At 65.6% G+C, this 25,443-nt stretch carries 26 protein-coding genes; 22 read left to right on the top strand and 4 right to left on the bottom strand.

Annotation, left to right across the window (positions count from 1 at the left end):
* Position 1 precedes the first annotated feature (1 nt).
* From C8J39_RS14445 to C8J39_RS14370, 16 genes are all read left to right on the top strand, one after another.
* The gene (locus C8J39_RS14445; RefSeq protein ID WP_107954431.1) at positions 2–382 is read left to right on the top strand and encodes a YdbL family protein; all 381 of its coding nucleotides are present in this window, start codon (positions 2–4) and stop codon (positions 380–382) included.
* Positions 383–660: 278 nt separating this feature from the next.
* Positions 661–981 carry an AtpZ/AtpI family protein gene (locus tag C8J39_RS14440; protein WP_056488546.1) on the top strand — a complete coding sequence of 107 codons (321 nt, stop codon included), beginning with the start codon at positions 661–663 and terminating at the stop codon, positions 979–981.
* Between the two features lie 70 nt (positions 982–1,051).
* Complete coding sequence (locus tag C8J39_RS14435) at positions 1,052–1,810, top strand: F0F1 ATP synthase subunit A (protein ID WP_056056028.1); 759 nt, start codon at positions 1,052–1,054, stop codon at positions 1,808–1,810.
* A 56-nt stretch (positions 1,811–1,866) separates the two neighbouring features.
* On the top strand, positions 1,867–2,094 hold the full coding sequence (locus C8J39_RS14430) for a F0F1 ATP synthase subunit C (protein WP_055873230.1): 228 nt from the start codon (positions 1,867–1,869) through the stop codon (positions 2,092–2,094).
* A 54-nt stretch (positions 2,095–2,148) separates the two neighbouring features.
* Positions 2,149–2,643 carry an ATPase gene (locus tag C8J39_RS14425; RefSeq protein ID WP_056065115.1) on the top strand — a complete coding sequence of 165 codons (495 nt, stop codon included), beginning with the start codon at positions 2,149–2,151 and terminating at the stop codon, positions 2,641–2,643.
* A gap of 37 nt (positions 2,644–2,680) precedes the next feature.
* Positions 2,681–3,253 carry a hypothetical protein gene (locus tag C8J39_RS14420; RefSeq protein WP_235518928.1) on the top strand — a complete coding sequence of 191 codons (573 nt, stop codon included), beginning with the start codon at positions 2,681–2,683 and terminating at the stop codon, positions 3,251–3,253.
* A gap of 155 nt (positions 3,254–3,408) precedes the next feature.
* Complete coding sequence (locus tag C8J39_RS14415; RefSeq protein WP_120301090.1) at positions 3,409–3,729, top strand: multidrug efflux SMR transporter; 321 nt, start codon at positions 3,409–3,411, stop codon at positions 3,727–3,729.
* Positions 3,730–4,041: 312 nt separating this feature from the next.
* Positions 4,042–5,967, top strand: coding sequence for an excinuclease ABC subunit UvrC (gene uvrC / locus C8J39_RS14410; RefSeq protein WP_120301089.1), 1,926 nt, complete (start codon positions 4,042–4,044; stop codon positions 5,965–5,967).
* A gap of 155 nt (positions 5,968–6,122) precedes the next feature.
* Positions 6,123–7,100: a polysaccharide deacetylase family protein gene (locus C8J39_RS14405; protein ID WP_120301088.1), complete on the top strand. Its 978-nt coding sequence runs from the start codon at positions 6,123–6,125 to the stop codon at positions 7,098–7,100.
* Positions 7,101–7,219: 119 nt separating this feature from the next.
* On the top strand, positions 7,220–7,951 hold the full coding sequence (gene recO / locus C8J39_RS14400) for a DNA repair protein RecO (RefSeq protein WP_120301087.1): 732 nt from the start codon (positions 7,220–7,222) through the stop codon (positions 7,949–7,951).
* 41 nt (positions 7,952–7,992) lie between these two features.
* Positions 7,993–9,039: a 3-isopropylmalate dehydrogenase gene (leuB, locus tag C8J39_RS14395; RefSeq protein ID WP_120301086.1), complete on the top strand. Its 1,047-nt coding sequence runs from the start codon at positions 7,993–7,995 to the stop codon at positions 9,037–9,039.
* Between the two features lie 10 nt (positions 9,040–9,049).
* The gene (locus C8J39_RS14390) at positions 9,050–10,147 is read left to right on the top strand and encodes a glycosyltransferase family 2 protein (protein WP_120301235.1); all 1,098 of its coding nucleotides are present in this window, start codon (positions 9,050–9,052) and stop codon (positions 10,145–10,147) included.
* 196 nt (positions 10,148–10,343) lie between these two features.
* Complete coding sequence (locus tag C8J39_RS14385; RefSeq protein WP_120301085.1) at positions 10,344–11,549, top strand: PLP-dependent aspartate aminotransferase family protein; 1,206 nt, start codon at positions 10,344–10,346, stop codon at positions 11,547–11,549.
* Positions 11,546–11,944: a Co2+/Mg2+ efflux protein ApaG gene (apaG, locus tag C8J39_RS14380; RefSeq protein WP_120301084.1), complete on the top strand. Its 399-nt coding sequence runs from the start codon at positions 11,546–11,548 to the stop codon at positions 11,942–11,944. The genes C8J39_RS14385 and apaG overlap by 4 nt, the downstream gene beginning before the upstream one ends.
* The gene (locus C8J39_RS14375) at positions 11,941–12,723 is read left to right on the top strand and encodes a LysR family transcriptional regulator (protein ID WP_120301083.1); all 783 of its coding nucleotides are present in this window, start codon (positions 11,941–11,943) and stop codon (positions 12,721–12,723) included. The genes apaG and C8J39_RS14375 overlap by 4 nt, the downstream gene beginning before the upstream one ends.
* Positions 12,724–12,764: 41 nt before the next feature.
* A complete protein-coding gene (locus C8J39_RS14370; RefSeq protein WP_243650126.1) occupies positions 12,765–13,292 on the top strand; it encodes a GNAT family N-acetyltransferase in 528 nt (175 codons plus the stop codon).
* Positions 13,293–13,459: 167 nt separating this feature from the next.
* On the opposite strand, the gene C8J39_RS14365 is transcribed toward C8J39_RS14370, so the two are convergent.
* On the bottom strand, positions 13,460–14,731 hold the full coding sequence (locus C8J39_RS14365) for a serine hydrolase (protein WP_120301081.1): 1,272 nt from the start codon (positions 14,729–14,731) through the stop codon (positions 13,460–13,462).
* Positions 14,731–15,585 carry an ABC transporter permease gene (locus C8J39_RS14360; RefSeq protein WP_120301080.1) on the bottom strand — a complete coding sequence of 285 codons (855 nt, stop codon included), beginning with the start codon at positions 15,583–15,585 and terminating at the stop codon, positions 14,731–14,733. The genes C8J39_RS14365 and C8J39_RS14360 overlap by 1 nt, the downstream gene beginning before the upstream one ends.
* A 65-nt stretch (positions 15,586–15,650) precedes the next feature.
* Between C8J39_RS14360 and C8J39_RS14355 the strand changes: the two genes are divergently transcribed.
* Positions 15,651–16,409, top strand: coding sequence for a GcrA family cell cycle regulator (locus C8J39_RS14355; protein ID WP_120301079.1), 759 nt, complete (start codon positions 15,651–15,653; stop codon positions 16,407–16,409).
* Between the two features lie 504 nt (positions 16,410–16,913).
* Here the strand turns inward: C8J39_RS14355 and C8J39_RS14350 are convergent.
* Entirely contained in the window at positions 16,914–17,771 is an 858-nt protein-coding gene (locus C8J39_RS14350; protein WP_120301234.1) for an outer membrane protein, read from the bottom strand.
* Positions 17,772–17,930: 159 nt separating this feature from the next.
* On the opposite strand from C8J39_RS14350, the gene parE reads away from it, so the two are divergent.
* The gene (gene parE / locus C8J39_RS14345) at positions 17,931–19,940 is read left to right on the top strand and encodes a DNA topoisomerase IV subunit B (RefSeq protein WP_120301078.1); all 2,010 of its coding nucleotides are present in this window, start codon (positions 17,931–17,933) and stop codon (positions 19,938–19,940) included.
* Between the two features lie 190 nt (positions 19,941–20,130).
* On the opposite strand, the gene C8J39_RS14340 is transcribed toward parE, so the two are convergent.
* A complete protein-coding gene (locus tag C8J39_RS14340; RefSeq protein ID WP_120301077.1) occupies positions 20,131–20,919 on the bottom strand; it encodes a hypothetical protein in 789 nt (262 codons plus the stop codon).
* 265 nt (positions 20,920–21,184) lie between these two features.
* Between C8J39_RS14340 and C8J39_RS14335 the strand changes: the two genes are divergently transcribed.
* From C8J39_RS14335 to queC, 4 genes are all read left to right on the top strand, one after another.
* The gene (locus tag C8J39_RS14335; protein WP_107954563.1) at positions 21,185–22,375 is read left to right on the top strand and encodes an aspartate aminotransferase family protein; all 1,191 of its coding nucleotides are present in this window, start codon (positions 21,185–21,187) and stop codon (positions 22,373–22,375) included.
* 163 nt (positions 22,376–22,538) lie between these two features.
* Positions 22,539–23,480, top strand: coding sequence for an ornithine carbamoyltransferase (argF, locus tag C8J39_RS14330; RefSeq protein WP_183038005.1), 942 nt, complete (start codon positions 22,539–22,541; stop codon positions 23,478–23,480).
* 32 nt (positions 23,481–23,512) lie between these two features.
* Positions 23,513–24,430 (top strand): Hsp33 family molecular chaperone HslO, encoded by a 918-nt coding sequence (locus tag C8J39_RS14325; protein WP_120301076.1) that lies wholly within the window; start codon positions 23,513–23,515, stop codon positions 24,428–24,430.
* Between the two features lie 307 nt (positions 24,431–24,737).
* Entirely contained in the window at positions 24,738–25,442 is a 705-nt protein-coding gene (gene queC / locus C8J39_RS14320; RefSeq protein WP_120301075.1) for a 7-cyano-7-deazaguanine synthase QueC, read from the top strand.
* Position 25,443 lies beyond the last annotated feature (1 nt).

Here is a 25,443-nt window from a genome sequence, read left to right as displayed (position 1 = left end):
GATGAAGACCAAGGTCCTTATGATGGTTGCCGCAGCGGCGGCTCTCGGTGGCCTGTCTGTCGCGGCGACCGCGCAGCGCGATCCGGCCTATGCTGCGGCGCGTGCTGGGGGCGAGGTCGGCGAGCAGCCCGACGGCTATCTGGGACTTGTTGGTGCGGCGAGCGGCGATCTGCGTGCGCTGGTCAACAACATCAATATCCAGCGCAAGTCGGCGTATACGCAAAAGGCGCAGGCGAGCGGCGCGACGGTCGAGCAGCTCGCCTTCACGAGCGGCTGCAACCTGATCATGCAGACCAACCCTGGTGAGAAGTACAAGACGCCGAACGGTGTCTGGAAGACCCGCACCGCCGGCGCGCCCGAACGCGATTCGCGCTGCGTTTAAGCTGAAGTGCTCCCCTCCCTGGAAGGGAGGGGCTGGGGGTGGGTAGGCTGCTTGGGATCCGTGACGCCAGCCAACCGGCCGACCCACCCCCGGCCCCTCCCTTCTAGGGAGGGGGGAAGAAGTAGGGTTGGCTCAATCCCATCCGCCCTCCCATTAATGACACCCCTGTCACACCGGTTGACTTGCACCCCCCCCTTTTCTAAACGGACCGCGCCTTGGCGGGATCGCTCGTCGCTGCTTGCTTCCTCCCCGATGCGAAATCAGGTGGAGGAACGTGCGTGGCGGAGATCGAACCCGGACAGGACCCCCAGGGTGTTGAAGATCCGCGACTTTCCGCGCTCGATGAGCGATTGCGAGAGGCGCAGCATCGGGAAACGCTGGCAAAGGGGCAGAAGGGGGCGGATGCCGAGCGGGGTTACTCGCAAGGCAATCGCGTCATTTCCGCTCTGATCGGGAGTCTCGTCGGCAGTGCGCTGATCGGATGGTTGATAGACCATTGGTTCGGCACTGGCCCTTGGGGACTGATCGTGCTGCTGTTCCTCGGGATAGCGGTCGCGTTCAGGCAGATCATTCGAATTTCAGGCGAACGCCCGGAGTAACCGGGCGTTTGTCGTATCAAGACGGCAGGGATTCCACGTGGCGGCAGAACAGGGCGGCAAGATCGATCCGATGCACCAGTTCCTGATCGAGCCGGCGTTCGGCTCGCACTGGATCGTTGGTGGCTATGACCTGTCGTTCACCAATTCCGCATTGTGGATGGTGGTGACGCTGGTCGCGCTTTGGGCGTTCATGATCGGTGGCATGAAGCGCGAGCTCGTGCCCGGTCGCTGGCAGATGGCGGTCGAGGGCTTCACCGGCTTCATCTCGGGCATGCTCGAGCAGAATGTCGGTCCCGGCGGCAAGCGGTTCGTGCCCTATGTCTTCTCGCTGTTCATGTTCATCCTGTTCGCGAACATCATCGGGCTCCTGCCGTTCGGCATCGTCCCCGGCGTGCACCCGTTCACCGTGACCAGCCACATGACCGTCACCGGCGTGCTGGCGCTGATCAGCTTTGCGATCGTGCTGCTCGTCGGCTTCGGCAAGCACGGCTTCCACTTCTTCTCGCTGTTCGTGCCGAGCGGCACGCCCGCACTGATGATCCCGCTGATCTTCGTGGTCGAGCTGATGTCGTTCCTGGTGCGTCCGTTCTCGCTCGGTCTGCGACTGTTCGTGGCGATGACCGCGGGGCATATCCTGCTCAAGGTGCTTGCCGCGTTCGTGATCAATGGCCTGAACCTTGGCGGGATGTATATCGGTCTGGTGAGCGCGCCGAGCATGCTGCTGATGATCGGCATCACGTTGCTCGAGCTGCTGGTCGCCGCGATCCAGGCATACGTGTTCGCGTTGCTGACGTCGGTCTATCTGAACGACGCGGTTAACCTCCACTAAGTGGGCGAACCTTCTAAGTTTTCCATTACCTAACTGATTTTCAAAGGGAATTTACCATGGACGCACAAGCAGCAAAGATGATCGGTGCCGGCCTCGCAGCGATCGGCATGGGCCTCGCAGCACTCGGCGTGGGCAACGTGTTCGCTCAGTTCCTCGCCGGCGCTCTCCGTAACCCGGGCGCAGCCGACAGCCAGCAGGGCCGTCTGTTCATCGGTTTCGCAGCAGCCGAGCTTCTCGGTCTGCTCGCCTTCGTCACGATGATCATCCTCGTGTTCGTCGCCTAACAACTCGCTGAATTGGCCGGGCGACCGCGCCCGGCCGTTTCACGAAGGACCGACATGCCCCAGATTTCCCAGATAGCCGCTACCTACGCCTCGCAGATCTTCTGGCTGCTCCTGACCTTCGGCATCCTGTATTTCGGGATCGGCAAGGGAATGGTGCCAAAGATCGTGTCCAACGTGGACTCGCGCGAAGGCCGAATCGCGGGCGATCTGGCGGCAGCGGTCGCTGCCCGTACGCAGGCCGATACGGTCCAGGCGAACTGGCAGGCCGAAATGGACGCGGCCCGCGTTGCGGCGCAGGCCGAGACGGCTGCCGCTGCGAAGCGTGCGGCGACCGCATTCGAGCAGCAGGTCCATGCGGCCGACGCCGAACTCGCCGAGCGTCTGGGTCATCACGATTTGGCGGTAGCCAACGCGAAGGCCGAGGCGCTCTCGAACTTGCAGGGCGTCGCCGCCGAAGCAGCACAGCAATTGGCCGCCAAGGTAGCCGGCCTCCAGGTCAGCCTGGACGCGGCGACCGACGCGGTACGCAGGACGACGGCGCATGGCTAATCCAGATTCGGCCGCAAAGGTCATCCACGGCGAGGGCATGGCGCCCGAGGGTGCGATCGACAACCAGGGCCTCCAGGGTCACACGGCCGCGCCCGGCGGCGTCGAGCATGTGCCCGATCCAACCGCGCTCGGCCTAACCTCGACCGGCTGGGTCGCGGTGGCGATGATCGTCGTCATCCTGCTGATGATCTGGAAGAAGGTTCCAGGGATGATCGGCAAGATGCTCGACACGCGCATCGCCGGCATCCGCACACAGCTCGACGAAGCCAAGGCGCTCCGTGCCGAAGCCGAAGCGATCCGCACCGAATACGAGGCGAAGGCCAAGACCGCGCACGTCGAAGCCGAAGCCATGAAGGCGCACGCGCATCACGAAGCCGCGGCGATCATCGCCAAGGCGAAGGCTGGCGCCGAAGACCTCATGACCCGCCGTGCAAAGATGGCCGAGGACAAGATCGCTGCCGCCGAGCGCGCCGCAATCGCCGAAGTCCGTGCGCGGGCGGCGGATGCTGCGGCGAAGGCCGCCGGTATCCTCATCGCCGAGCACCACGACGCCGCCGCCGACCGCATGATGGTCGACCGCTCGATCTCGGGCCTCAGCCGCCTGAACTGATCCTGCTCCTCTCCCGTCGGGGAGAGGAAGGGGCCCGCTGCGAAGCAGTGGGAAGGTGAGGGCACGTTCCTCCCACGACCCATCATTGTTGACGGCCGTCTCTTCCCGGGTTTCCGGCGGCCGAGTCTCCAATCTGAGCCCGTTGGAGAATATTCATGTCCTGGCTCATCCTCGCCGTCGCCGTCGTCACTGAAATCTGCTGGGCGCTCAGCCTGAAATGGGCGGCCACTCTCGCCACGTGGCAGGCCTCCAGCGTCCCGATCATCCTCAGCTTCGTCAACATGGGCCTGCTCGCGCTCGCCATGCGCGGCCTTCCAGCGGGCACAGCCTATGCGATCTGGACCGGCGCAGGCGCGATCGGCGTCATCATCGGCGGCGTCATCCTGTTCGGCGACAAGGTCAGCGGCATCCAGGCCTGCTTCATGGCTCTGACCATCGTCGGGATCGTCGGCACCAAGGTCTTCGCCCAAACCTGACGTTCTGCCTTCGCCCGTAGGGCGCGTAAGATTGATTCACGCGAAGGCGCGAAGGCGCGAAGAGAAGATGGGTTCACGCGGAGACGCGGAGCCGCGGAGGTGTTGCGGCTCGGGATGATGTACCGAGCAGCCACGAGTGGATGTAAGCCTTCGGCAGGTTGAGAACGAACGCTGAGCGTCGAATCTTCTCTCCGCGGCTCCGCGTCTCCGCGTGAACCAACTTCTCCCTTCTCTTCGCGTCTTTGCGCCTTCGCGTGAACATCACTGCCTTAAGCTGGCATAACCCCCTCGCACTCCCTAGATTCCCCAACGATGTCCTCCCCCAATTCCCCCGACCGGTTCAACGAAGACAAGTCCACATTCGCCGTCCGCGGCGGCGGTGAGGCGCCCGATCTAGCGGCCGGTGTAGCGGCAATCAGGAACGTGCTTGATACGCTGCCGATCCGCCCCGGCGTCTACCGCATGCAGGACGCGCGCGGCGACGTGCTTTACGTCGGAAAGGCACGCGCACTCCGGAACCGCGTCGCCAATTACTGCCAGGTCGAGCGCCTCACCAAGCGCCTCCAGCGGATGGTATCGCAGACCCGGTCGATGACGATCGTCACGACCAACAACGAAGCCGAGGCGCTGCTGCTCGAATCGCAGCTCATCAAGCGCTATCGCCCCGCCTACAACGTGCTGTTGCGCGACGATAAGAGCTTCCCGTTCATCCTCCTGCGCGACGACCACGCCTTCCCGCGCGTCCAGAAACACCGCGGTGCACGGCGCGCGAAGGGCAATTACTACGGTCCGTTCGCCAGCGCCGGGTCGGTCAACAACACGCTCAACGCGCTCCAGAAGCTGTTCCTCCTGCGCAGTTGCACCGATAGCTTCTTCAAGACCCGCGACCGCCCGTGCTTGCTCTATCAAATCAAGCGCTGCTCAGCCCCCTGCGTGGGCCGCATCGACGAGGCCGCGTACCGGGAACTGACCGAAGATGCGAAGGCGTTCCTCGGCGGCAAATCGACCGGCGTGCAGGCGAAGCTCGGCGCGCAGATGCAAGCCGCCGCGGAGAACATGGACTTCGAACTCGCGGCTTTGCTCCGCGATCGTCTCCGTGCGCTCACCTTCATCCAGGGCACGCAGGCGATCAACGCGGAAGGGGTGGGCGACGCCGATATCTTCGCGATGGCGTGCAAGGACGGCCTGATCGGCATTCAAGCGTTCTTCATTCGCGGCGGCCAGAACTGGGGGCATCGCAGCTTCTTCCCGCAGCACACCAACGACGTCCCCGAGGACGAGGTGCTGACCAGCTTCCTCGGCCAGTTCTACGAGGAGGTCCCGCCGCCCAAGCAGATCCTACTCGACCGCGAACTCACGGAAGGTGCACTGCTCGCCGAAGCACTAGGCGAACGCGCCGGCTACAAGATCGCGTTGCAGGTTCCGCAGCGCGGCGATCGCCGTCGCCTGATGGATCAGGCCAAGCGCAACGCGATCGAGGCGATCGAACGGCGCCAAGCCGAATCGACCACGCAGGCCAAGCTGCTACGCGAAGTCGCCGACCTGTTCGACCTCGCCGAGCCGCCCGAGCGCATCGAGATCTACGACAACAGCCACATCCAGGGCACCGCCGCGACCGGCGCGATGGTCGTCGCGGGGCCCGAGGGCTTCCGCAAAGGCCAGTATCGAAAGTTCAACATCAAGAACAAGGATACCGCGCCGGGCGACGATTTCGCGATGATGCGCGAGGTCTTCACGCGGCGGTTCTCGCGCGCGCAGGCCGAGGACCCCGATCGCGATTCGGGCGACTGGCCGGATTTGGTCCTGATCGACGGCGGCAAGGGACAACTCAATACGGTCAAGGCCGCGCTCGAGGAGATCGGCGTCGAGGACGTGTGCCTGGTCGGGATCGCCAAGGGCCCCGAACACGGTCGCGATGGCCGCGAGGTCTTCCACATGCTCGACGGTCGCGAGTTCCAGCTACCGGTCAACGCGCCGGTGCTGTTCTACCTTCAGCGCCTGCGCGACGAGGTTCACCGCTTCGCGATCGGCGTCCACCGCGACAAGCGCAGCAAGGCCATCGGCGCCAGCCCGCTCGACGAAGTCCCCGGCATCGGCCCCGCGCGAAAGAAGGCGCTGCTGATGCACTTCGGCACTGGCCGCGCGGTCCGCAACGCGAGCTTGCAGGATCTTCAGCAGGCACCCGGCGTATCGGCAGGCGTCGCCCAGCAGGTCTACGACTTTTATCATTCACGGTAGCCGCATGGACTTTGCCGTCGATCGAGAACGCACAGATCGTCGTGCGGGCCTGAAGACGATGACGTCCCGGATCGGGAAAAAATTATAACCCAAATCAAGTTGATTTGTATAAAATCACAACGCCATTTTCACTACTGATTGTTACATACTAACCCGTGACTACGCCTGTCTTCCTGACCATCGATACCGAGTTCGCGTGGCGCCACCATGCCGCCGGTCTGGATTGCGACGCGATCTACGCGCGGTCGCTGGAACCGGCCGGGGTAGGGCTGGGCTATCAACTGGCGGAGCTGGCCCGGCACAATCTGAAGGCGTGTTTCTTCGTCGACCCGATGCCCGCGATCACGTTCGGACCGGCGCCGATCCGTCGGATGATCGATACGATCCTGGACGCCGGCCAGGAGGTCCAGCTCCACCTCCACCCCAACTGGACCAGCGCGCGGGCGGGCGATCGCGGCGTCGCGCACGACCGGTTCCAACTTTACACGTACAGCCGTGCCGAGCAGACCGACCTGCTCGTTCGCGCTACGGAATTGCTGGTCGAGGCCGGCGCGCCGCACCCGATCGCGTTTCGCGCAGGGAGCTACGCCGCGAACGACGACACGCTCACCGCGCTCGAAGGCCTGGGCTTCGCCTATGACAGCAGCCACAACGGGTCGGAGGCGCCGCACACCAGCCGCATCTCGCTCCCGGCACGCCAGATCGCCCCGGTCCGCCGCACGAACGGCACCGGCATCACCGAAGTCCCCGTGACGGTGATCGAGGACCTCCGTGGCCGGATCCGCACCTTCCAGCTCTGCGCCTTGTCGGCGGGCGAAAGCTACGACGCGCTCGAACATGCGGCGGTGTCGCATCATGCCGCGGTGACGATCGTCAGCCACGGCTTCGAACTCGCCAACCGCCGCGGCACGCGCGCGAACGCGGTCCATGTCCGCCGCTTCCAGGCATTGTGCACGATGCTCGCGGAGATGCGCGACGTATTGCCGACCACGCATTTCACCGATCGACCCGTGCTCGAACTCGATCGCGTCGACGTGCCGCTTGGCCCCGACCCGGTGCGCACGCGCTGGCGACAGGCCGAACAGCTCTGGTCGAACTGGATTTCTGAACGCCCCCGGTCGCGGCGCACCTGACACGCGTCGGCCGTGGCACACAGGGTTCGGTGCGGCTTACGAACGCTCGGTGTGACGGCGAGGCCTATCCGCGGCTAAATCTTTCCTCTCCTTCGAGCCAGAGCGGTACAGGGTAACCGATGCACCTTCGCGCCTCCGCCATCGTCGTCGCCGTTCGCCAGCATGGCGAGCATGGCGCGATCGTGCGCGCGCTGACCCGGAACGATGGCGTGCAGCCCGGCTACGTCCGCGGCGGGCGGTCGCGCGCGATGCGGCCGGTGCTGCTGCAGGCGAACGTCATCCAGGGCGAATGGCGCGCGCGGACCGGCGAACAACTCGCGTCGCTGACCGCCGAGCTGATTCACAGCCGCGCGACGCTTCACGGCGAACCGCTTGCCGCGGGTGCGCTCGAATGGGCGACTGCGCTGGCCGCCGCCGCGCTACCCGAAGCACAGCCCTATCCGCAGATCCACGATGCGCTCGACGGCGTGCTGGGCGCGATCGAGGGGGCGCCGTCAGCTCGCGGCTGGGCAGCGGCGCTGGTTCGCTATGAACTGCTGGTGCTGGCGGAATTGGGGTTCGGACTGGATCTCGACCGTTGCGTCGCTACCGGAGCGGAGGATGATCTCGGCTTCGTGTCTCCCAAAAGTGGCGCGGCGGTCTCGCGCGGGGCGGCGTTCGGGTACGAAGCGAAATTGTTGCGATTGCCTGGCTTCGTGATGGTTGGGGGGGAGGCGGAATGGTCCGACATCTTCGACGGCCTGCGCCTGACCGGTCACTTCCTCGCCCGCGACATTCTCGTCGACCGTCGCGCCGATCCGTTGGCGGCGCGCGACCGGCTGGTCGATCGCCTGAAAAGGGCGGTTGCGTGAGCGCGCACCGCCCGGCAAGGGGCCGCGCAGGAGAAACGCACATGCCCTTGATCGCGATACTGGCCGGCGACGGCATCGGACCCGAAGTCACGGCGGAGGCGCGTCGCGTGCTCGATACGCTCGGCCTCGACCTGACCTATGAGGAAGGCCTCGTCGGCGGTGCCGCGTACAAGGCGGTCGGTCATCCGCTTCCGCCCGAGACGCTCGAACTCGCCCGCCGCGCGGATGCGATCCTGTTCGGTGCGGTCGGTGACCCAGACTGCGATTCGCTCGAACGCCAGTTTCGTCCCGAGCAAGCCATTCTCGGCCTGCGCAAGGAGCTTGGCCTGTTCGCGAACCTTCGCCCTGCCAAGCTGTTCGCGGGTCTCGAAGACGCCTCCGCGCTCCGCCCAGAGATTGCGCGGTCGATCGACATGGTCATCGTCCGCGAACTGACCGGCGACGTGTATTTCGGCGCGAAGGGTATCCGCACCACCGCCGACGGCCTGCGCGAAGGCCATGACGAAATGCGCTATGACGAGCGCGAGATCGCCCGCATCGCGCGCGTCGGCTTCGAGACCGCACGCACCCGCAAGGGCAAGCTGCTCTCGGTCGACAAGGCCAACGTCCTGGAGACTTCGCAGCTGTGGCGCGACGTCGTGATCGAGGTATCGGCCGACTATCCCGACGTCGCGCTGAGCCACATGTACGTCGACAACGCGGCGATGCAGATGGTGCGCAACCCCGGCCAGTTCGACGTGATCGTCACCGGCAACCTCTTCGGCGACATCCTCTCGGACGAGGCATCGATGTGCGCCGGATCGATCGGCATGCTCCCGTCCGCTGCGCTCAACGGATCGAACAAGGGTATGTACGAGCCGATCCACGGCAGCGCGCCCGACATCGCAGGGCAGGGCAAGGCCAACCCCTGTGCCGCAATCCTGTCCGCCGCGATGATGCTGCGCCACTCGCTCGACCTGCCAGAAGCGGCCGATCGGATCGAAGCGGCCGTCGCTACCGCAATCCTCGGTGGTGCGCGCACGCCCGATCTCGGCGGCACGCTGTCGACCCGCGACATGGGCGATGCAGTGTTGGCTAACCTCGTTTGACCGCCCAGTGATCGGTGACCTGCTGCAACTCGCGGTCGTCATCCCGACGTTCAACGAGAAGTCCAATGTCGCGACGTTGATAGCCAAGCTCGACCAGGCACTGGTCGGGCTGAACTGGGAAGCGATCTTCGTCGACGACGACAGTCCCGACGGTACGGCGGATGCCGCGCGCGAGATTGCCCGGCTCGACAAGCGCGTCCGCGTGATCCAGCGGATCGGTCGGCGGGGGCTGTCGTCGGCGTGCATCGAGGGGATGTGCGCCACCGCCGCGCCGGTCGTCGCGGTGATCGACGGCGATCTCCAGCATGACGAGACATTGCTGCCGGCGATGCTCGATCTATTGAAGGACGGCGATACCGACGTCGTGATCGGTTCGCGTTTCGTCAGCGGCGGCGGCACCGGCGAGTGGGACAGCGACCGCGTCGCCAAGTCGGCGCTTGCGACCAAGCTGTCGCGCCGCGTGCTGAAATGCGATCTCAACGATCCGATGAGCGGTTTCTTCATGATCCGCACCGACATCGTCCGCCACCTCTCGCCGTCGCTGTCGGCGATCGGCTTCAAGATCCTGCTCGACCTGCTCACCGCCTCGCCGACGCCGCTGCGCTTCGTCGAGGTGCCGTACACGTTCCGCTGCCGGACCGAGGGCGAGAGCAAGCTCGATCACGTCGTCGCGATGGAATATCTGATCGCGATCTACGACCGGATGTTCGGGCGGGTCGTGCCGGTGCGGTTCGCGATGTTCTCGGCGATCGGCGTGTTCGGCGTCGGCATCCACATGGCAGTGCTGACCGCGTTGTTCGTCGGGTTCGGCACGCACTTCCTGGTCGGCGAGATCGTCGCGACGCTGGCCGCGCTAACCTTCAACTTCTTCCTCAACAACGCGCTGACGTATCGTGATCGGCGGTTGAAGGGGTGGCGGCAATTGGCCGACGGCTGGGTGTCGTTCGCGGTGATCTGCTCGGTCGGCGCGGTTGCCAACGTCGGCATCGCCGCATTCCTGTACGAGATGCGCGACGGGGCCTGGGCGGCCTCCGCGCTGATCGGCGTGCTGGTCGGCGCGGTCTGGAACTACGCGCTGTCGTCGAAATTCACCTGGGGGCGGTACTAGGCGGAACCTGCTCCCCTCCCTGAAAGGGAGGGGCTGGGGGTGGGTAGGCCAGCTTGTGTCGCGACCGTTCCATGATCCGGAACCCGACCCACCCCCAACCCCTCCCTTCCAGGGAGGGGAGAATGACGGCTTCGGGAACAGGGGCATACACCCGCAAGGCTTGTCATCACGGCTCCCCCCCGGCAAAGCGGCGCGCATGAAGCGCAAGACCGGCCAGGATCGTTCGATCACTCAGAATTGGCGTCCCGCGACGCGCGCCATCCGCGGCGGCACCGCCCGCAGCGAATATGGCGAGACGTCGGAGGCGTTGTTCCTCACCTCGGGCTATTGCTACGACAAGGCGGGCGACGCCGCGGCGCGCTTTGCTGGCGAACAGGAGGGAATGACCTATTCCCGCCTCCAGAACCCGACCGTGCAGATGCTGGAGGAGCGGATCGCGCTGCTGGAAGGCGCCGAGGCGTGCCGGACGATGGCGACCGGGATGGCGGCGATGACCGCGTCCCTCCTGTGCCAGCTCCAGACCGGTGATCACCTCGTCGGCGGCCGCGCGGCGTTCGGCTCGTGCCGCTGGCTCACCGACACGCTGCTGCCGAAGTTCGGGATCGCCACCACGATCGTCGATGCGCGCGATCCGCAGGCGTTCCTCGACGCGGTCCGCCCCGAAACGAAGGTGTTCTTCTTCGAGACGCCCGCCAACCCGACGATGGACATCGCCGACCTCAAGGCGATCTGCGACATCGCGCGCGAGCGTGGCATCACGACGGTGGTCGACAACGCGTTCGCGACGCCGGCCTTGCAGCGGCCGATGGAGTTCGGTGCGGACGTGACCGCCTACAGCGCGACCAAGATGATGGACGGGCAGGGCCGCGTGCTCGCCGGCGCCGTTTGTGGCACCGAGGATTTCATCACCAACACGCTGTTGCCGTTTACGCGCAACACCGGGCCGACGCTGTCGCCGTTCAACGCGTGGGTGGTCCTCAAGGGCCTCGAGACGCTCGACCTGCGCATTCACCGTCAGTCCGAGAACGCGATGAAGGTCGGCGCGTTTCTGGAAGGTCGCGTGCTCCGCGTGCTGCACCCCTTCCTGCCGAGCCATCCGCAGCACGAACTGGCCAAGCGGCAGATGGACGCGTGCGGCCCGATCTTCGCGTTCGAGGTCGAGGGTCGCGAACAGGCACATGCATTGCTCGACGCGCTGGAACTCGTCGACATCTCGAACAACATCGGCGACTCGCGCTCGCTGATGACGCATCCCGCCTCGACCACACACGCGAGCGTCTCGCCCGACAAGCAGATCGAGATGGGCGTGACCGAGGGTCTTCTCCGGATCAACGTCGGGCTTGAAGATGCGCAGGACGTGATCGACGACCTTGATCAGGCTTTGCGCAAGGCTGGACTATGAAAGCGCTGTTCCCCAACGCGGCGACGACCGATGGGGTGACGGTGCGCGTGTCGGTCAGCTATTTGCCCGAACAGTCCGAGCCCGAGCGCGGCCGCTGGTTCTGGGCGTATCATATCCGCCTCGAAAACGAGGGCACCGAGACCGTCCAACTGCTCACCCGCCACTGGGTGATCACCGACGGCCGCGGCGCGCGCCATTCGGTCGAGGGCGAAGGCGTAGTCGGCGAACAGCCGGTGATCGAACCGGGCGCGAGCTTCGACTACGTCTCGGGCTGCCCGCTCGCGACCCCGTCGGGTGGAATGCAGGGGAGCTACCAGATGGTCCGCGAAGACGGCGCCGTGTTCGCGGTTGAAATCCCCCGCTTCTCGCTCTTCGCCCCCGCGGTGCTGAATTGAAGCGCACGCACCTCCCGCTCAACGGCCTGCGCGTGCTCGATGCGGCGGCGCGGCATCTGTCGTTTACGCGTGCTGCGGACGAGTTGGCGGTGACGCCGGCGGCGGTCGGCCAGCAGATCCGCGCGTTGGAGGATACGCTCGGCGTCGTGCTGTTCCGCCGTACCACGCGCGGGCTCGAACTGACTCCTGAAGCGGAAGCTGGCCTCGGCGCGCTGCGCGGCGGTTTTCTCCAGTTCGAGGAAGCCGTGCGGGCGATGCAGGCCGGGCAGTCGTCGAAATCGCTGACGATCGCCGCGCCGCGCGACCTGACTGAGAAGTGGTTGATGCCGCGGCTTGCCCAGATCGCCGAGGCGGACTCGGAGCTGCGGTTCGTGCTAATTACCGCAGACGAGAATGTCGATTTCACCGAAGCCAATCTCGACCTTGCGATCCGCTGGGGCGATGGCCCGGGCGAGCATGAGGGCGAGGCCCTCGAATCCGAGGGTATGGTGACGATCGCCAAGCCCGGCACCGATAGCGAAGCCGCCATCGCATGGTCCGGTGAGGACGGCGTCGCGCTGGTCCGCGTCACCGACGCCGGGCTCGCGATCGACGCAGCAGCGGCGGGGCTCGGCCGCGCGACCGTTCCCGAACTGCTCGCCCGCCGCGACCTTGCGCAGGCCCGCGTCCGGCTGATCGGCGAGTCGCAGCCCTCGAAGGGGGGGTATTGGCTCGTCGCCCCGCTCCCGCAGTGGCGCCAGAAGAAAGTCCGCGCGCTCGTGGATGCCTTGACCGCGTGAGGCAACCCGGACGCAGACCACGGCGCGCCGGCGTATCGCCGGTGCTGAAGACGCGTCGGCTGCGGTTGCGGCCGCTCGTCGAGGGCGATGCGCCTGCATTGCACCCGATGCTCGCCGACGCGGAGCTGATGGCCTATTCCGCGGACGGTCCGCTCGGTAGCGTGGACGACGTCCGCACCTACCTCGCCGAGGAAGCCGCGCCGGGCAACCAGCGTACCTGGGCGATCACCCGCACCGGCGACGACCGCGCGATTGGCTGGGTCTCGGGCAGCGAGGCCGATGGGGCAGGGGTGACGGAGATCGGTTTCATCCTCGCGCGCGAGGCGTGGGGGCGAGGGATCGCGCGTGAGGCTGTGTCGGCAGTGATTGATCGGTTGTTTGCGGAAGGCCGGAGCCGGGTTTTCGCGGATGCGGATACGGAGAATACCGCATCGATTCTGTTGCTGGAGCGCCTTGGTTTCCGCCGCGAGCGCTTGCTGCGGGATGAATGGGAAACGCATCTGGGGTTGCGAGACAGCCTGATCTACGGGCTCTGCGCAGATAGCTGGCAGGCGGCCGGACGAGCCTGAGCTACCGCCGCTTTTTCCCACTGATAACACCACCCCGGCGAAGGCCGGGGCCCAGGTGGAAAGGAGGTCGTAACAGCGCCCTGTCCTAAGTTGGCTACGTTCCCCAACTGGGCCCCGGCCTCCGCCGGGGTGGTGGCACGGATTAGTGGCTCTTTAGATAAGCTAGCCTACCGCGCTGCCAACAACGCCAGCGCTCGCCCCATTAGCCCCGCAAACCGAACCTCGTTCACGCCATCATCAGCCCGGTGCCAGTTCCCGGTCGCCGCATACCAGCGCCCATCCTTCGCCTGCACCAGATAGTTCAACGTCAGCACCCCCGGCTCGCCACCACCCTTGAACCCGACATACCCAAACCGCTTCGCGATCGCCGGATCGACCCCCGCATTCACCGCCAGCACCGCCCGAGTCGTAGCATCCGCCCCGCGCAACCGATCCAGCAGCCCCGCCATCGCCGAAGGACTCGCAAACCACTCGACGCTGTCGATCGCCACCGGCTTCCCGGCGAACACGGTAGGATCGAGCTTGGCCGTCGCGATCTTCACCGCATTGTCCACCAGCAGCGCCCGCCGCTCGTCCACCGACCCCGCTGCCCAAGCCTTGGTCAGCGCGGGATCCCCCTTCAACACGAACATCTCTCGCGTCGTCATCACCGGCACGCTGCCACCCGCCGCCTCCGCCATCGCATCGACCTTCGCGCGTCCGAGCGTCGTCAGCAGCGTATCCGTCGCGGTATTATCGCTGATCGAGATCATCATCGTCGCCAGCGTCTGCACCGTCACCGGCGACCCAGCAGGCCAGGTCTGCAACACCCCAGACGGCAAGGACGGCGCCCCGACCTTCACGACGTCATCCCAATGCCGTTCGCCCGCCGCAACCTGACGCGCCAGTTCTGCCAGCACCCACAGCTTGAACGCCGACCCGAGCGGTGCCGCGACATCGGCACGGTATTCGAGAATCGGCGCAGGCTTGCCCTCGCCAAGTGCATACAGCCCGAACCCGCTAGCCCCCGGCAGCGCACGAAACTCCGCCTCGACCTTGGCGAGGCTATCGTCGCGCGCGCCCGTGCCGGTGATCAGCAACCCGGTCGCGGCATGCGGCGCCGCGGGGTCGATCACCAGCCGAACGCTCGCCGTACCCCGCGCATAGCCAACAACCAGATCCGCGGACCATGCCGACGTCGCCGTCAACGACTCGATCTTCTGCGGCACGCCCAACGTCGCCTTCAGTTGCTCGACAATCGCCAAGAACTGCGCCTTCGGCACCTTCTCGCGGAAGTTCCCCGCAAAATACGCGTCATATGCGCCGCGCCCGTCCAGGATCGCGACCAGCGCATCGGCCTTCGCCCGCAACGCCGGGTCCGCCACCGCGCCCTGCGCCACCGCCCCGACCGGCAGCAAGGCTACCGCCAACGCCACCAACCAGAGCGCGAGCCTGTGCATCAGTTCTTCAGCTTCCAACCGCTCTTCAGCAACCGGTAGCAGAGCGTCGCCAGCACCAAGTCGATCACGAGTATCACGATTCCGCCGATCATCACCGGCGAGTCGGCGATACCCAGAAACCCGTAGCGAAAGCCCGAGATGATATAGAAGAACGGGTTCGCATGGCTGAACGCGCGGAACGCCGGCGCGAGCTTGTCGACCGAGTAGAACGTCCCCGACAGCAGCGACAACGGTGCGATCACGAAGTTGGTGACCGCCGCGGCATGATCGAACTTGTCCGCCCAAATCGACGTCAGCACGCCGAGCAGCGCGAGGAACGTCGCGCCCAGCAACCCGAACCAGATGATCGCGAGCGGCGCATGGGGGGTCACGTGCACACCCGGGTACAGCGCCATCGCCGCCCAAACGACGATCCCGACGATGACCGCGCGGGTGACGGCGCCACCGACCAGCGCGCCGAGCAATTCACCCGTCGACAAAGGCGGCTGGAGATAATCGACGATCGTGCCCTGCATCTTGCCGACCAGCAGCGAGAAGCTCGCATTGGCGAACGCCGGGCCCATCATGCCCTGCGCGATGATCAGCCCCGGCGCGATGAAATCGGCGAACGCGACGATCTGGCCGTCGACCGGAACCGGGCTCTTTGCGCCGGTTGCGATGGTGAACACGATCAGAAACAGCAGCGTCGTGATCGCCGGCGCCCACACCGTCTGAAGCTGCACCTTGAAGAACCGGCGCACCTCCTTGATATAGAGGGTTCGCAATCCCTCCCAGTTCACGCTCTTTATGACGGGAACGCCGGGGGCGGAATGCACCGCCGAATGGATTTCACCGATTGGGGGCTGGCTGCTCATAGGCGTTGCGGGTAATCGCTGCCGCTGCCGCCCGCAACCCGGCTGAGCAAGACTAAGGAACGAACATGTCCTGGACCGACGAGCGCATCGCGACGCTCAAGACGATGTGGGAGGCCGGCCAGACCGCCAGCCAGATCGCCGAAGCACTGGGTGGCGTCAGCCGCAACGCCGTCATCGGCAAGGCGCATCGCCTCGAGCTACAGGCGCGCCCGTCGCCGGTGAAGCCGAACGATCCCGAGGCTAAGGCGGCGGCTGCGGCCGAGGCAACGGCGTCGGCTGCTGCGGCAGCCCCTGAGCCGGTCGCGGCACCGGAGCCGGTTGAGGTCGAGGCCCCGAAGCCTGCCCCGGTCGCAGCGCCCGTCGTGGCAGCGGCCAAGCCCGCGGCACCGGTCGAGCCAGAGCCGGTCGCCGAAGAGCCTGAGGACGATGAAGACGAGGATGAGGACGAGGCTGCTCCGGCGGTCGTCGCACCTGTCCGTGCGCCGCAGCCGATCCTGCGCTCGGTCGGTCCCGGCGGCTTCCTCCGCCAGGCACCCGGCGAGCAGCAGCCACCGAGCACGCCGGCCCCGCCGCGTCGCCTCGTGCCCGCCAAGCCGTCGGCCGAGATGGCCAACAAGACGAGCCTGCTCGAACTGAACGACCGCATCTGCAAATGGCCGCTCGGCCATCCCGGCGAGCCCGACTTCCACTTTTGCGGCAAGGCGGTGAACCCCGGCTTCCCGTATTGCGTCGACCATTGCGGCCACGCGTATCAGGCGCAGCTCCCGCGTCGCGATCGTCGTCCGACTCCGCCGCTGCCGTTCGGCGGTCCGCGGCCTAGGTGAGGCGCCGGGCGGCCTGCGCCAACCTGGCGCAGGACACGCCCAAGCCCGGCCGGCGCGGCTAGCCGCGACCGACGACATGGGCTTTGCCCATGGCTAGCGTGACATAGAAAAGGCCGTTTCCTCGGGCGAGGAAGCGGCTTTTTCCAAACGGGCTCCACCCCGGCGAAGGCCGGGGCCCAATTGGGAAGGTTATAGTAACTGCGTGCTTCGCTATATTAGCGGCGTCTACCAATTGGGCCCCGGCCTTCGCCGGGGTGGTGGACGCGGTTGAGGGCAAGCATCCTCACCTTGTTCTCCCGCGAAGGCGGGAGCCCAGACTGGGTCCCCGCCTTCGCGGGGAAACAAACTTTGCATGGAGTCAAAAAGGGCCGCTTCCCCATGCGTGGAAGCGGCCCTTTCTCAATCAGCTAGCCATGGGCAAAGCCCATGTCGTCGGCCGCGGCTAGCCGCGCCGGCCGGGCTTGGGCGAGTCCTGCACCAGTTTGGTGCAGGCCGCCCTTCGCCTTAAAACCTAAACGCAACCGTGCCGCGCAGGCTGTGCCAACGAAAGTTGTCATCCGAGCGCTTGAACGCGGTACCTGCCGTGTTCGGCGCGAGCACGAACGGGTTGTTCGCCGGCTGCGTGCCGCGCGTGACGAGAACGCGGGCGTCGTCGTCCTGATACTGGTGGAACATGTATTCCATGCCGACCGAGATGTTCTTGCCGAGCTTCTGCTCGATGCCACCGCCGCCGGTGATGCCGAACTGGTTCTTCTTGCCGCTCTGCGCATAGGCGTTGGCGGTGTTGCTCGAATAGAAATCGCGATTGATGCGCGCGTAGCCCGGGCCGAAAGTGCCATAGAACAGCGTCGTGTTGACCGCATAGCCCACACGGCCGCGGATCGAGGCCTCCCAGTCGAGGTCGCGCGTCATCGTGTAGAAGGCGGGCGTGGTCGAGAAGGCGGTGACGCTGTCGCGGATGTTCGACTTGCCGAACTCGCCGACGACGCCGACGACGATGTTGCCACGCTGCTGGTCGATGCCGACGCGCGCGTAATAGGCGGTGTTGTCCTTGTCGTTGCGGCAGCCACGGCCACCGACGGCAGGAGCCGTGCTGCTTCGTGCGGCGCCGTTGCAGAAGCCTGGCGAGAACGCGTTTGCGCCAGCAGCCGTGGTGACGGCATCGCCGAAGCGGCCATCGAGGTTGCGATCAAACAGGATCGACGAACCTTCGTCGTTCGGCTGCACGTCATAGCCACCGGCCGCACCGAAATAGATGCCGCTGAACGGTGCGTCTTCGGTGATCTCCTGTGCCGCGACAGGCATTGCGGCAAAACCCAGCGTAGCGGCGCCAGCGAGCGCCACCATCATCGTCTTATTCATATTCACTCCCGGAAACTTCATGACAGGTTTTTCATAAACGGCCGGTTCCGCGAAAGTTATCCCCCCAAAGCAACAATCTATATCAATGTGACTTTTGCATCACAGGGAGAACAAACGGAGCCTGTGGCTTTGTCCGACGCCTGCGGCTACGTTCCCTCCATGGCTGAAGATCTGTTCGCGTCCCCCTCGACGCCCGGCGCCGGCAAAACCGCCGCCAACACCTATGACGCGTCGTCGATCGAGGTGCTCGAAGGCCTCGAACCCGTACGCCGCCGTCCCGGCATGTATGTCGGCGGCACCGACGAGCGCGCGCTGCATCATCTCGCCGCCGAAGTACTCGACAACGCGATGGACGAGGCGGTCGCCGGCCACGCGACGCGCATCGAAGTCACGCTGGAGGCGAACAACCGCCTCACGATCGTCGACAATGGCCGCGGCATCCCCGTCGATCCGCACCCGAAGTTCCCTGACAAGTCCGCGCTGGAGGTGATCCTCTCGACGCTCCACTCGGGCGGCAAGTTCGCCGGCAAGGCCTATGCGACATCGGGCGGCCTGCACGGGGTGGGCATCAGCGTCGTCAATGCGCTCTCGTCCGACACCGTCGTCGAAGTCGCGCGCGACCGCCAACTGTACCGCCAGCGCTTCGCCAAGGGCCTGACGCTCGGTCCGATCGAGCATCTCGGCCCCACGCCCAACCGTCGCGGCACCAGCGTCGCCTTCACACCCGATACCGAAATCTTCGGCACCGAACTGAACTTCAAGCCGCAGCGCCTCTACAAGCTCGTCCGCTCCAAGGCGTATCTGTTCGCGGGCGTCGAGATCCGCTGGCACTGCGCCCCCGACCTGATCGGTGACGACACCCCCGCACAGGCCGTGTTCCAGTTCCCCGGCGGCCTGGCCGACCACCTCCGCGACCAGATCGCCGGCCGCGAGTGCGCGACCTCCGACTTCTTCTCCGGCTCGCAGGACTTCCCGAGCGCGAACGGCGAAACCCAGGGCCGCGTCGAATGGGCGGTCGCATGGCCGCTGTGGAGCGACGGCTCGTATAGCTGGTATTGCAACACCATCCCGACCCCCGACGGCGGCACGCATGAGCAAGGCCTGCGCCAGGCACTGGTCCGCGGCCTGCGCGCGTTCGGCGATCTCGTCGGCAACAAGAAGACCAAGGATATCAGCGCGGACGACGTCATGGTCGGCAGCGAGTTGATGCTGTCGGTCTTCATCCGCGAGCCGCAATTCCAGAGCCAGACCAAGGATCGCCTCACCAGCCCCGAAGCCGCCGGCCTCGTCGAGAAGGCGGTGCGCGATCATTTCGACCATTTCCTCAGCCACAACATGGAGCGCGGCAAGGCGCTGCTGAACTATGTGCTGGAGCGGATGGACGAACGCCTGCGCCGCAAGCAGGAACGCGACGTCAAGCGCAAGACCGCGACGTCCGCGCGGAAACTCCGCCTGCCCGGCAAGCTCACCGACTGCTCGGCGAACTCGCCTGAAGGCACCGAGCTGTTCATCGTCGAGGGCGATTCGGCAGGCGGATCGGCCAAGCAGGCGCGTGATCGAAAGACGCAGGCGATCCTCCCGATCCGCGGCAAGATCCTCAACGTAGCGTCGGCGACCAGCGCCAAGATCTTCGCCAACCAGGAAATCGCCGACCTGACGCTCGCGCTGGGCTGCGGCACGCGGAAGGACTGCACGCCGGATACGCTCCGCTACGAACGCATCGTCATCATGACCGACGCCGACGTCGATGGCGCGCACATCGCCACGCTGCTGATGACGTTCTTCTTCCAGGAGATGCCCGAACTCGTCCGGCGTGGGCATCTCTACCTTGCCCAACCGCCGCTCTATCGCCTCACCGTCGGCACCAAGAGCATCTATGCGAGGGACGACGCGCATCGCGCCGAACTCGAACGCACCGTCTTCAAGGGCAAGAAGGTCGACGTCGGCCGCTTCAAGGGCCTCGGCGAGATGAACCCGAGCCAGCTCCGCGAAACCACGATGGACCCGGCGACGCGCGGCATGCTCCGCATCACGCTCCCGCAGGAATATGAGGAGCGCGCGCAGGTGAAGGACTTGGTCGACCGCCTGATGGGCAACAACCCCGCGCACAGGTTCGCGTTCATCCAGGAGAACGCGGGTCGGATGGACGAGGAAGCGATCGACGCGTGACGTAACGGTAGAGCGTGTAGGGAACGGGTGGCGATGTCGCGCCCGTCCGAAAACGACACGGAGGCGGCCTGAGTTCGCCAAGCTCGCCACCTCCACTGTGTTCACCCGCGAAGGCGGGTGCCCAGCCTTGGCTCCCGCGTTCGCGAGAGTGAAATCTAGCTGGGCACCGACGTCGCTTTCAGACGATCGCCTACTGCCTGTACGCCACCAACGTCGACGTCCGGCCGTATTTGATGTCGTTGACGTCCATCGTCATCTTCTTCCCATCGGGGGAGACCGTCATGACGTATTTGCCGATCACCTTGCCGTCGAGATAATCAGTTTCGTGCAACGTATTGAGGTTTGGCTGACTGAGCGACACCGTCGTCCAGCCGGGATCTCCGGCGACGGCGACCGTTGGGCCACCCGTCGTCGCGACGTATGATGTGCCGGTCGGCGTCGAATACGTCACGACCTTGCCGGCCTTGGCGAAGGTGAACACGAGGCCGCTGTCGGAGACCTGGGTCTGGTTCGTCTGGCGCCACGATCCTGACGCCGCATGCGATCCCACCGGGCCTGCCGTGACACGCTCGCTGACCGTCGTGCCCGTGACGGCAATACCGTTGGCGGCGCTGGTATCGTTGAACACGGTGGTCATCGAACTATTGTCGGCGGACAGCGTCGCGGTGGCGTCGCTCATCGACTTGCCGCCCTTGCTCGTCGCATATTTGACGGTGGCCGGATCGACGATCGTCACCGACATCGCGTCGTAATAGGCGTGGCCGGCGATCGGATGCAGCGCACCGTCGGCGGCGATCTTGACCACGGGGATGCAACTCGAGCAGGTATAGACCCCCTGGTCGATCAGTGCAGCCGAAGGTTTGGTCGAGAGCGCGCTTTCCTTGATGTCGCCCTTCCAAGTTCCGGTGAAGGCGTCTTTGGCGTAGGCGGCCGACGTCGTGGCGAGCAGAAGTGCGATACACTGTAATGTTCTAGACATGGTGATCTCCCCTATAGTGCGGCGGGGTGATTCGAATCGAATCAAAGCGCACAGGATCCTGGCACCACGTCCTGATGATCATGCGCCTCTTCTGCCAAGTGCGGCAAGAGCTATGGTGAAATCATACGCAGCAGGGGGGGCGCCGTTCGCCGCGCCGTTTGCCTCGAGATGCCACGCGGTTGTTGCCCCCAACGCCGCGCGCTCGTATCACGCGGTTCGGGCGGCCGATAAGGGTCGCCCTCGCTGTTTGAAGGAGCTTGCCGTCGTGACCATCACCCCGCTCATGCCCGTCTACCCGCGGTGTGGCGTGCGTCCGGTCCGAGGCGAGGGCGCGTACCTCTTCGGCGAGGACGGCCAGCAGTATCTCGATTTCGCCAGCGGCATCGCGGTCAACGCGCTTGGCCACGGCCACCCGCATCTGACCAAGGCGATCGCCGAGCAGGCCGCGACGCTGATGCACGTGTCGAACCTGTACGGGTCGCCGCAGGGCGAGCACCTTGCGCAGCGCCTCGTCGATAACAGTTTCGCCGACACCGTGTTCTTCACCAATTCGGGTGCGGAAGCGGTCGAGTGCGCGATCAAGACCGCGCGGCGCTATCACTTCGCCAACGGCAATCCGCAGCGTCACACGCTGATCACGTTCGATACCGCGTTCCATGGGCGCACGCTCGGTGCGATCTCGGCGACCAATCAGGCGAAGATGCGCGACGGGTTCGAGCCGTTGCTGCCGGGGTTCGCCTATGCGAAGTTCAACGATCTCGAAGGCGCGCTCGCGCTGATCGACGACAACACCGCGGGCTTCCTGGTCGAGCCGATCCAGGGCGAGGGCGGTATCCGCCAGGCGAGCCACGAGTTCCTCACCGGCCTGCGCAAGGCGTGCGACGAGCACGGCCTGCTGCTGGTGCTCGACGAGGTCCAGTGTGGCTATGGGCGTACCGGCAAGTTCTTCGCGCATGAGTTGTACGGCATCACGCCGGACATCATGGCGGTCGCCAAGGGTATCGGCGGCGGCTTCCCGCTCGGCGCCTGCCTCGCGACCGAGGAAGCGGCCAAGGGCATGGTCGCCGGCACGCATGGATCCACCTATGGCGGCAACCCGCTGGCGATGGCGGCGGGCGAGGCGATCCTCGACGTGATGCTCGAGGACGGGTTCCTCGACAACGTCACCGCGATGGGCGACCGGTTGCGGCAGGGGCTCGAGCAGATGATCCCCAACCACGATCATTTGTTCGACAGCGTCCGCGGTACCGGGCTGATGCTCGGGCTGAAGCTCAAGAGCGACAGTCGCGCGTTCGTCGCGTTCGCGCGCGACAACCACAATCTGCTGCTGGTATCGGCGGGCGAGAACGTCGTCCGCATCCTGCCGCCATTGGTGATCGACGAGAGCCACATCGCCGAGTGCATCGACAAGCTGTCGACCGCCGCGCGCGTCTACGTACCCGCTGCCGACGATTGAAATTTTCCGCTCATCCTGAGTAGCCATTGAGCGAAGCCGAAATGGCGTATCGAAGGGCCCGCCGATACCGGGCGCGACCTTCGATACCAGGCCCTTCGATACGGGTCTTCGGCTTCGCTCAGCCCCTACTCAGGACGAACGGTTTTACCGAATAACGGCCTGCATGACTGGAGCCGATGCTTTGACCATCCGCCATTTCCTGAATCTCACCGACGCCGGAGCCGACGGCATCGCCGCTATGCTGACCGACGCACTCGACCGCAAGGCGGCGCGCGCCGGCTTCCCCAAGGGCCGCGTCGACACCGATGCACCGCTCGCCGGCCACACGCTCGCGATGGTGTTCGAGAAGAGCTCCACCCGTACGCGCTTCTCGTTCGACATGGCGATCCGCCAGCTCGGCGGCACCTCGATCGTGTCCGACGGCGGCTCGATGCAGCTCGGCCGCGGCGAGTCGATCGCCGACACCGCGCGCATCCTGTCGGGCTATGTCGACGCGATCATGATCCGCACCGACGATCATGCCAAGATCGAGGAGATGGCGCATTATGCCTCGGTCCCGGTCATCAACGGCCTGACCGACGCGTCGCATCCGTGCCAGATCATGGCCGACCTGCTGACGATCATCGAGAGCGGCAAGACGCTGCCCGGCCTCAAGGTCGCGTGGCTTGGTGACGGCAACAACGTGCTCGCCTCGATCGTCGAGGCGGCCGGGCTGATGCAGTTCGACGTCGTGGCTGCGTGCCCGCAGGGATTCCAGCCGGAGGAAGAGGCGATCGTCCGCGCGTCAGGGCGCGCCCGCGTCGTGGCCGATCCGCGCGAGGCGGTCGAGGGCGCGGACATCGTCGTCACCGACACCTGGATCTCGATGGGGCAGGCGCATGCCGAGGCCAAGCTGAAGGCGCTCACCCCGTACCAGGTCGACGCCGCGTTGATGGTACTCGCCAAGCCCGACGCGAAGTTCCTCCACTGCCTCCCCGCGCACCGCGGCGAGGAAGTCACGCCCGACGTGATCGACGGCCCGCAGTCGTTGATCTGGCAGGAAGCAGAGAACCGGCTCCACGCGCAGAAGTCGGTGCTGCGCTGGTGCTTCGGGCAGATCGGTTGACCTGAACGGGCAGGGTCACCATCTGGCGGACGATGAACGATACGCCAAAATTCGATCCCAACGTGACCGATCTCGACCGTGCGCTGGCCTTCGCGATCCCCGCGCGCAGTGCACGCGGCCGGATCGTGCGGCTCGGCACCGCGCTCGACGAAGTGCTTGCCGCGCATGCCTATCCGCCCGCGATCGAGAAATTGCTCGCCGAGGCGCTCACGCTCGCGGCGCTGATCGGTTCTACGCTCAAGGATTCGAGCGGTCAGCTCACCATGCAAACGCGCACCGACAACGGCGTCGTCCAGCTGCTCGTCTGCGACTATCGTGGCGGCGAAGTGCGCGGCTATATCGAGTACGACGCGGACAAGCTCGCCGAAGCGCCTGCCGAGCCATCGCTGTTCGCGCTGTTCGGTGCCGGCTATCTCGCGATCACGTTCGACATGGCGACTAGCAACGAGCGCTATCAGGGCATCGTGCCGCTCGACGGCGATACGCTGTCGCAGGCCGCCCAGAGCTATTTCACGCAGTCTGAGCAGATCCCGACGATGATCCGCACCGGCATGGCGAAGGGTCCCGACGGTCGCTGCATCTCCGGCGGGCTGTTCCTCCAGCATCTCCCCGAAGGCGAGGACGGTCGTGAGCGGTTGCACACCAAGCTCGATCATCCGGAATGGGAGCATGTCGCCACGCTCGGCAGCACAATGGGCGTCGACGAACTGACCGATGCGACGTTGCCACTGGAAACGCTGGTGTGGCGCCTGTTCAATGAGGAGGAGGACGTCCGCATCCTCGCGGATATCCCGATCATGCGCGGGTGCCGCTGCGATCCGGATTACATCAAGGGCGTAATATCGAAATTTCCCCTGGAGGAGCGCCAGTCGATGGCGGACGAGACCGGCTTCATCATCGTCGACTGTGCGTTCTGCGCGAAGAAATTCCCGGTGCCGGTGGAGGGATAAAGCCCTCTCCCTGCAGGGCAGAGGGAGGGGGCCGCGCGAAGCGTGGGAGGGTGAGGGGCGTGAGGCTCAGGACACCAGTCCCAACACCCCTCGCCCTTCCGTCGCCTACGGCTCCTCCTTCCCTCTCCCCGGAGGGGAGAGGGCAAAGTGGCATTAACCGCAATTTTACGCCTCGCCCCTATCTCCGGTCACGTGCTCTTATTCAGCACGTTTTCTCCCTTGTGGCGCGCGTCCGCGCCAAACTCGGGGCCGCTCCGCCGGGCGGCCCCTTTCTTTTTTGCGCTCGCTGGCCTAGCGAACATGCATCATGACATCCCCTGCTCCCTTTGCGGTCGCCCTCGTCTCGGGCGGGCTCGACTCGATGGTATCCGCCGCCCTCGCGCGCGAAGCCGGCCAGCGCGTGCTCGCACTGTCGTTCGATTATAACCAGCGTCACCGGATCGAGCTCGACGCCGCGCGCCGCGTCGCCAGCGCGCTCGGTGCCGAGCGCCACATCGTCCTGCCGATGGACCTCTCCGCGTTCGGCGGATCCGCGCTGACCGCCGACATCGACGTGCCGAAGGACGGCGCTGGTACCGAAGACGGCGGTGGCATTCCCGTCACCTACGTCCCTGCACGCAACACGATCTTCCTCAGCCTCGCGCTCGGCTGGGCCGAGGCGGCCGGCGCGCGCGACATCTATATCGGCGTCAACGCGCTCGATTACTCCGGCTATCCCGATTGCCGCCCCGAGTTCATCGCCGCCTTCGAAGGCCTCGCCGAACTCGCCACCAAGGCCGGTGTCGAAGGCGAACCGTTCCGCATCCAGGCGCCGCTCCAGATGATGACCAAGGCGGATATCGTCCGCGAAGGCACGCGCCTCGGGCTCGATCTGGGCCTGAGCTGGTCATGCTACGATCCGACATCCGCCGGTGAGCATTGCGGCGAGTGCGACAGCTGCCGCCTGCGTTCGCGTGGCTTCGACGAGGCGGGGATCGCCGATCCGACGCGCTACGCCGTCAAGCCGGCCTGAC

The organism is Sphingomonas sp. PP-CC-1A-547 (genome assembly GCF_003610375.1).
GTDB lineage: Bacteria > Pseudomonadota > Alphaproteobacteria > Sphingomonadales > Sphingomonadaceae > Sphingomonas.
The sequence above is the reverse complement of the archived record's forward strand: the minus strand, read 5'-3'. Positions and strand labels throughout refer to the sequence as shown.

What these genes read in the sequence shown, in the direction of transcription:
- C8J39_RS14355 (WP_120301079.1), top strand. Translation starts at nt 15,651, where the DNA reads ATGTCCTGGACCGACGAGCGCATCGCGACGCTCAAGACGATGTGGGAG.
- C8J39_RS14385 (WP_120301085.1), top strand. Translation starts at nt 10,344, where the DNA reads ATGAAGCGCAAGACCGGCCAGGATCGTTCGATCACTCAGAATTGGCGT.
- C8J39_RS14340 (WP_120301077.1), bottom strand. Translation starts at nt 20,919, where the DNA reads ATGTCTAGAACATTACAGTGTATCGCACTTCTGCTCGCCACGACGTCG.
- queC (WP_120301075.1), top strand. Translation starts at nt 24,738, where the DNA reads ATGACATCCCCTGCTCCCTTTGCGGTCGCCCTCGTCTCGGGCGGGCTC.
- C8J39_RS14425 (WP_056065115.1), top strand. Translation starts at nt 2,149, where the DNA reads ATGCCCCAGATTTCCCAGATAGCCGCTACCTACGCCTCGCAGATCTTC.
- argF (WP_183038005.1), top strand. Translation starts at nt 22,539, where the DNA reads ATGACTGGAGCCGATGCTTTGACCATCCGCCATTTCCTGAATCTCACC.
- C8J39_RS14435 (WP_056056028.1), top strand. Translation starts at nt 1,052, where the DNA reads ATGCACCAGTTCCTGATCGAGCCGGCGTTCGGCTCGCACTGGATCGTT.
- C8J39_RS14365 (WP_120301081.1), bottom strand. Translation starts at nt 14,731, where the DNA reads ATGCACAGGCTCGCGCTCTGGTTGGTGGCGTTGGCGGTAGCCTTGCTG.
- recO (WP_120301087.1), top strand. Translation starts at nt 7,220, where the DNA reads ATGCACCTTCGCGCCTCCGCCATCGTCGTCGCCGTTCGCCAGCATGGC.
- C8J39_RS14420 (WP_235518928.1), top strand. Translation starts at nt 2,681, where the DNA reads ATGGCGCCCGAGGGTGCGATCGACAACCAGGGCCTCCAGGGTCACACG.
- apaG (WP_120301084.1), top strand. Translation starts at nt 11,546, where the DNA reads ATGAAAGCGCTGTTCCCCAACGCGGCGACGACCGATGGGGTGACGGTG.
- C8J39_RS14445 (WP_107954431.1), top strand. Translation starts at nt 2, where the DNA reads ATGAAGACCAAGGTCCTTATGATGGTTGCCGCAGCGGCGGCTCTCGGT.
- C8J39_RS14325 (WP_120301076.1), top strand. Translation starts at nt 23,513, where the DNA reads ATGAACGATACGCCAAAATTCGATCCCAACGTGACCGATCTCGACCGT.
- C8J39_RS14350 (WP_120301234.1), bottom strand. Translation starts at nt 17,771, where the DNA reads ATGAATAAGACGATGATGGTGGCGCTCGCTGGCGCCGCTACGCTGGGT.
- C8J39_RS14415 (WP_120301090.1), top strand. Translation starts at nt 3,409, where the DNA reads ATGTCCTGGCTCATCCTCGCCGTCGCCGTCGTCACTGAAATCTGCTGG.
- parE (WP_120301078.1), top strand. Translation starts at nt 17,931, where the DNA reads ATGGCTGAAGATCTGTTCGCGTCCCCCTCGACGCCCGGCGCCGGCAAA.
- C8J39_RS14360 (WP_120301080.1), bottom strand. Translation starts at nt 15,585, where the DNA reads ATGAGCAGCCAGCCCCCAATCGGTGAAATCCATTCGGCGGTGCATTCC.
- uvrC (WP_120301089.1), top strand. Translation starts at nt 4,042, where the DNA reads ATGTCCTCCCCCAATTCCCCCGACCGGTTCAACGAAGACAAGTCCACA.
- leuB (WP_120301086.1), top strand. Translation starts at nt 7,993, where the DNA reads ATGCCCTTGATCGCGATACTGGCCGGCGACGGCATCGGACCCGAAGTC.
- C8J39_RS14430 (WP_055873230.1), top strand. Translation starts at nt 1,867, where the DNA reads ATGGACGCACAAGCAGCAAAGATGATCGGTGCCGGCCTCGCAGCGATC.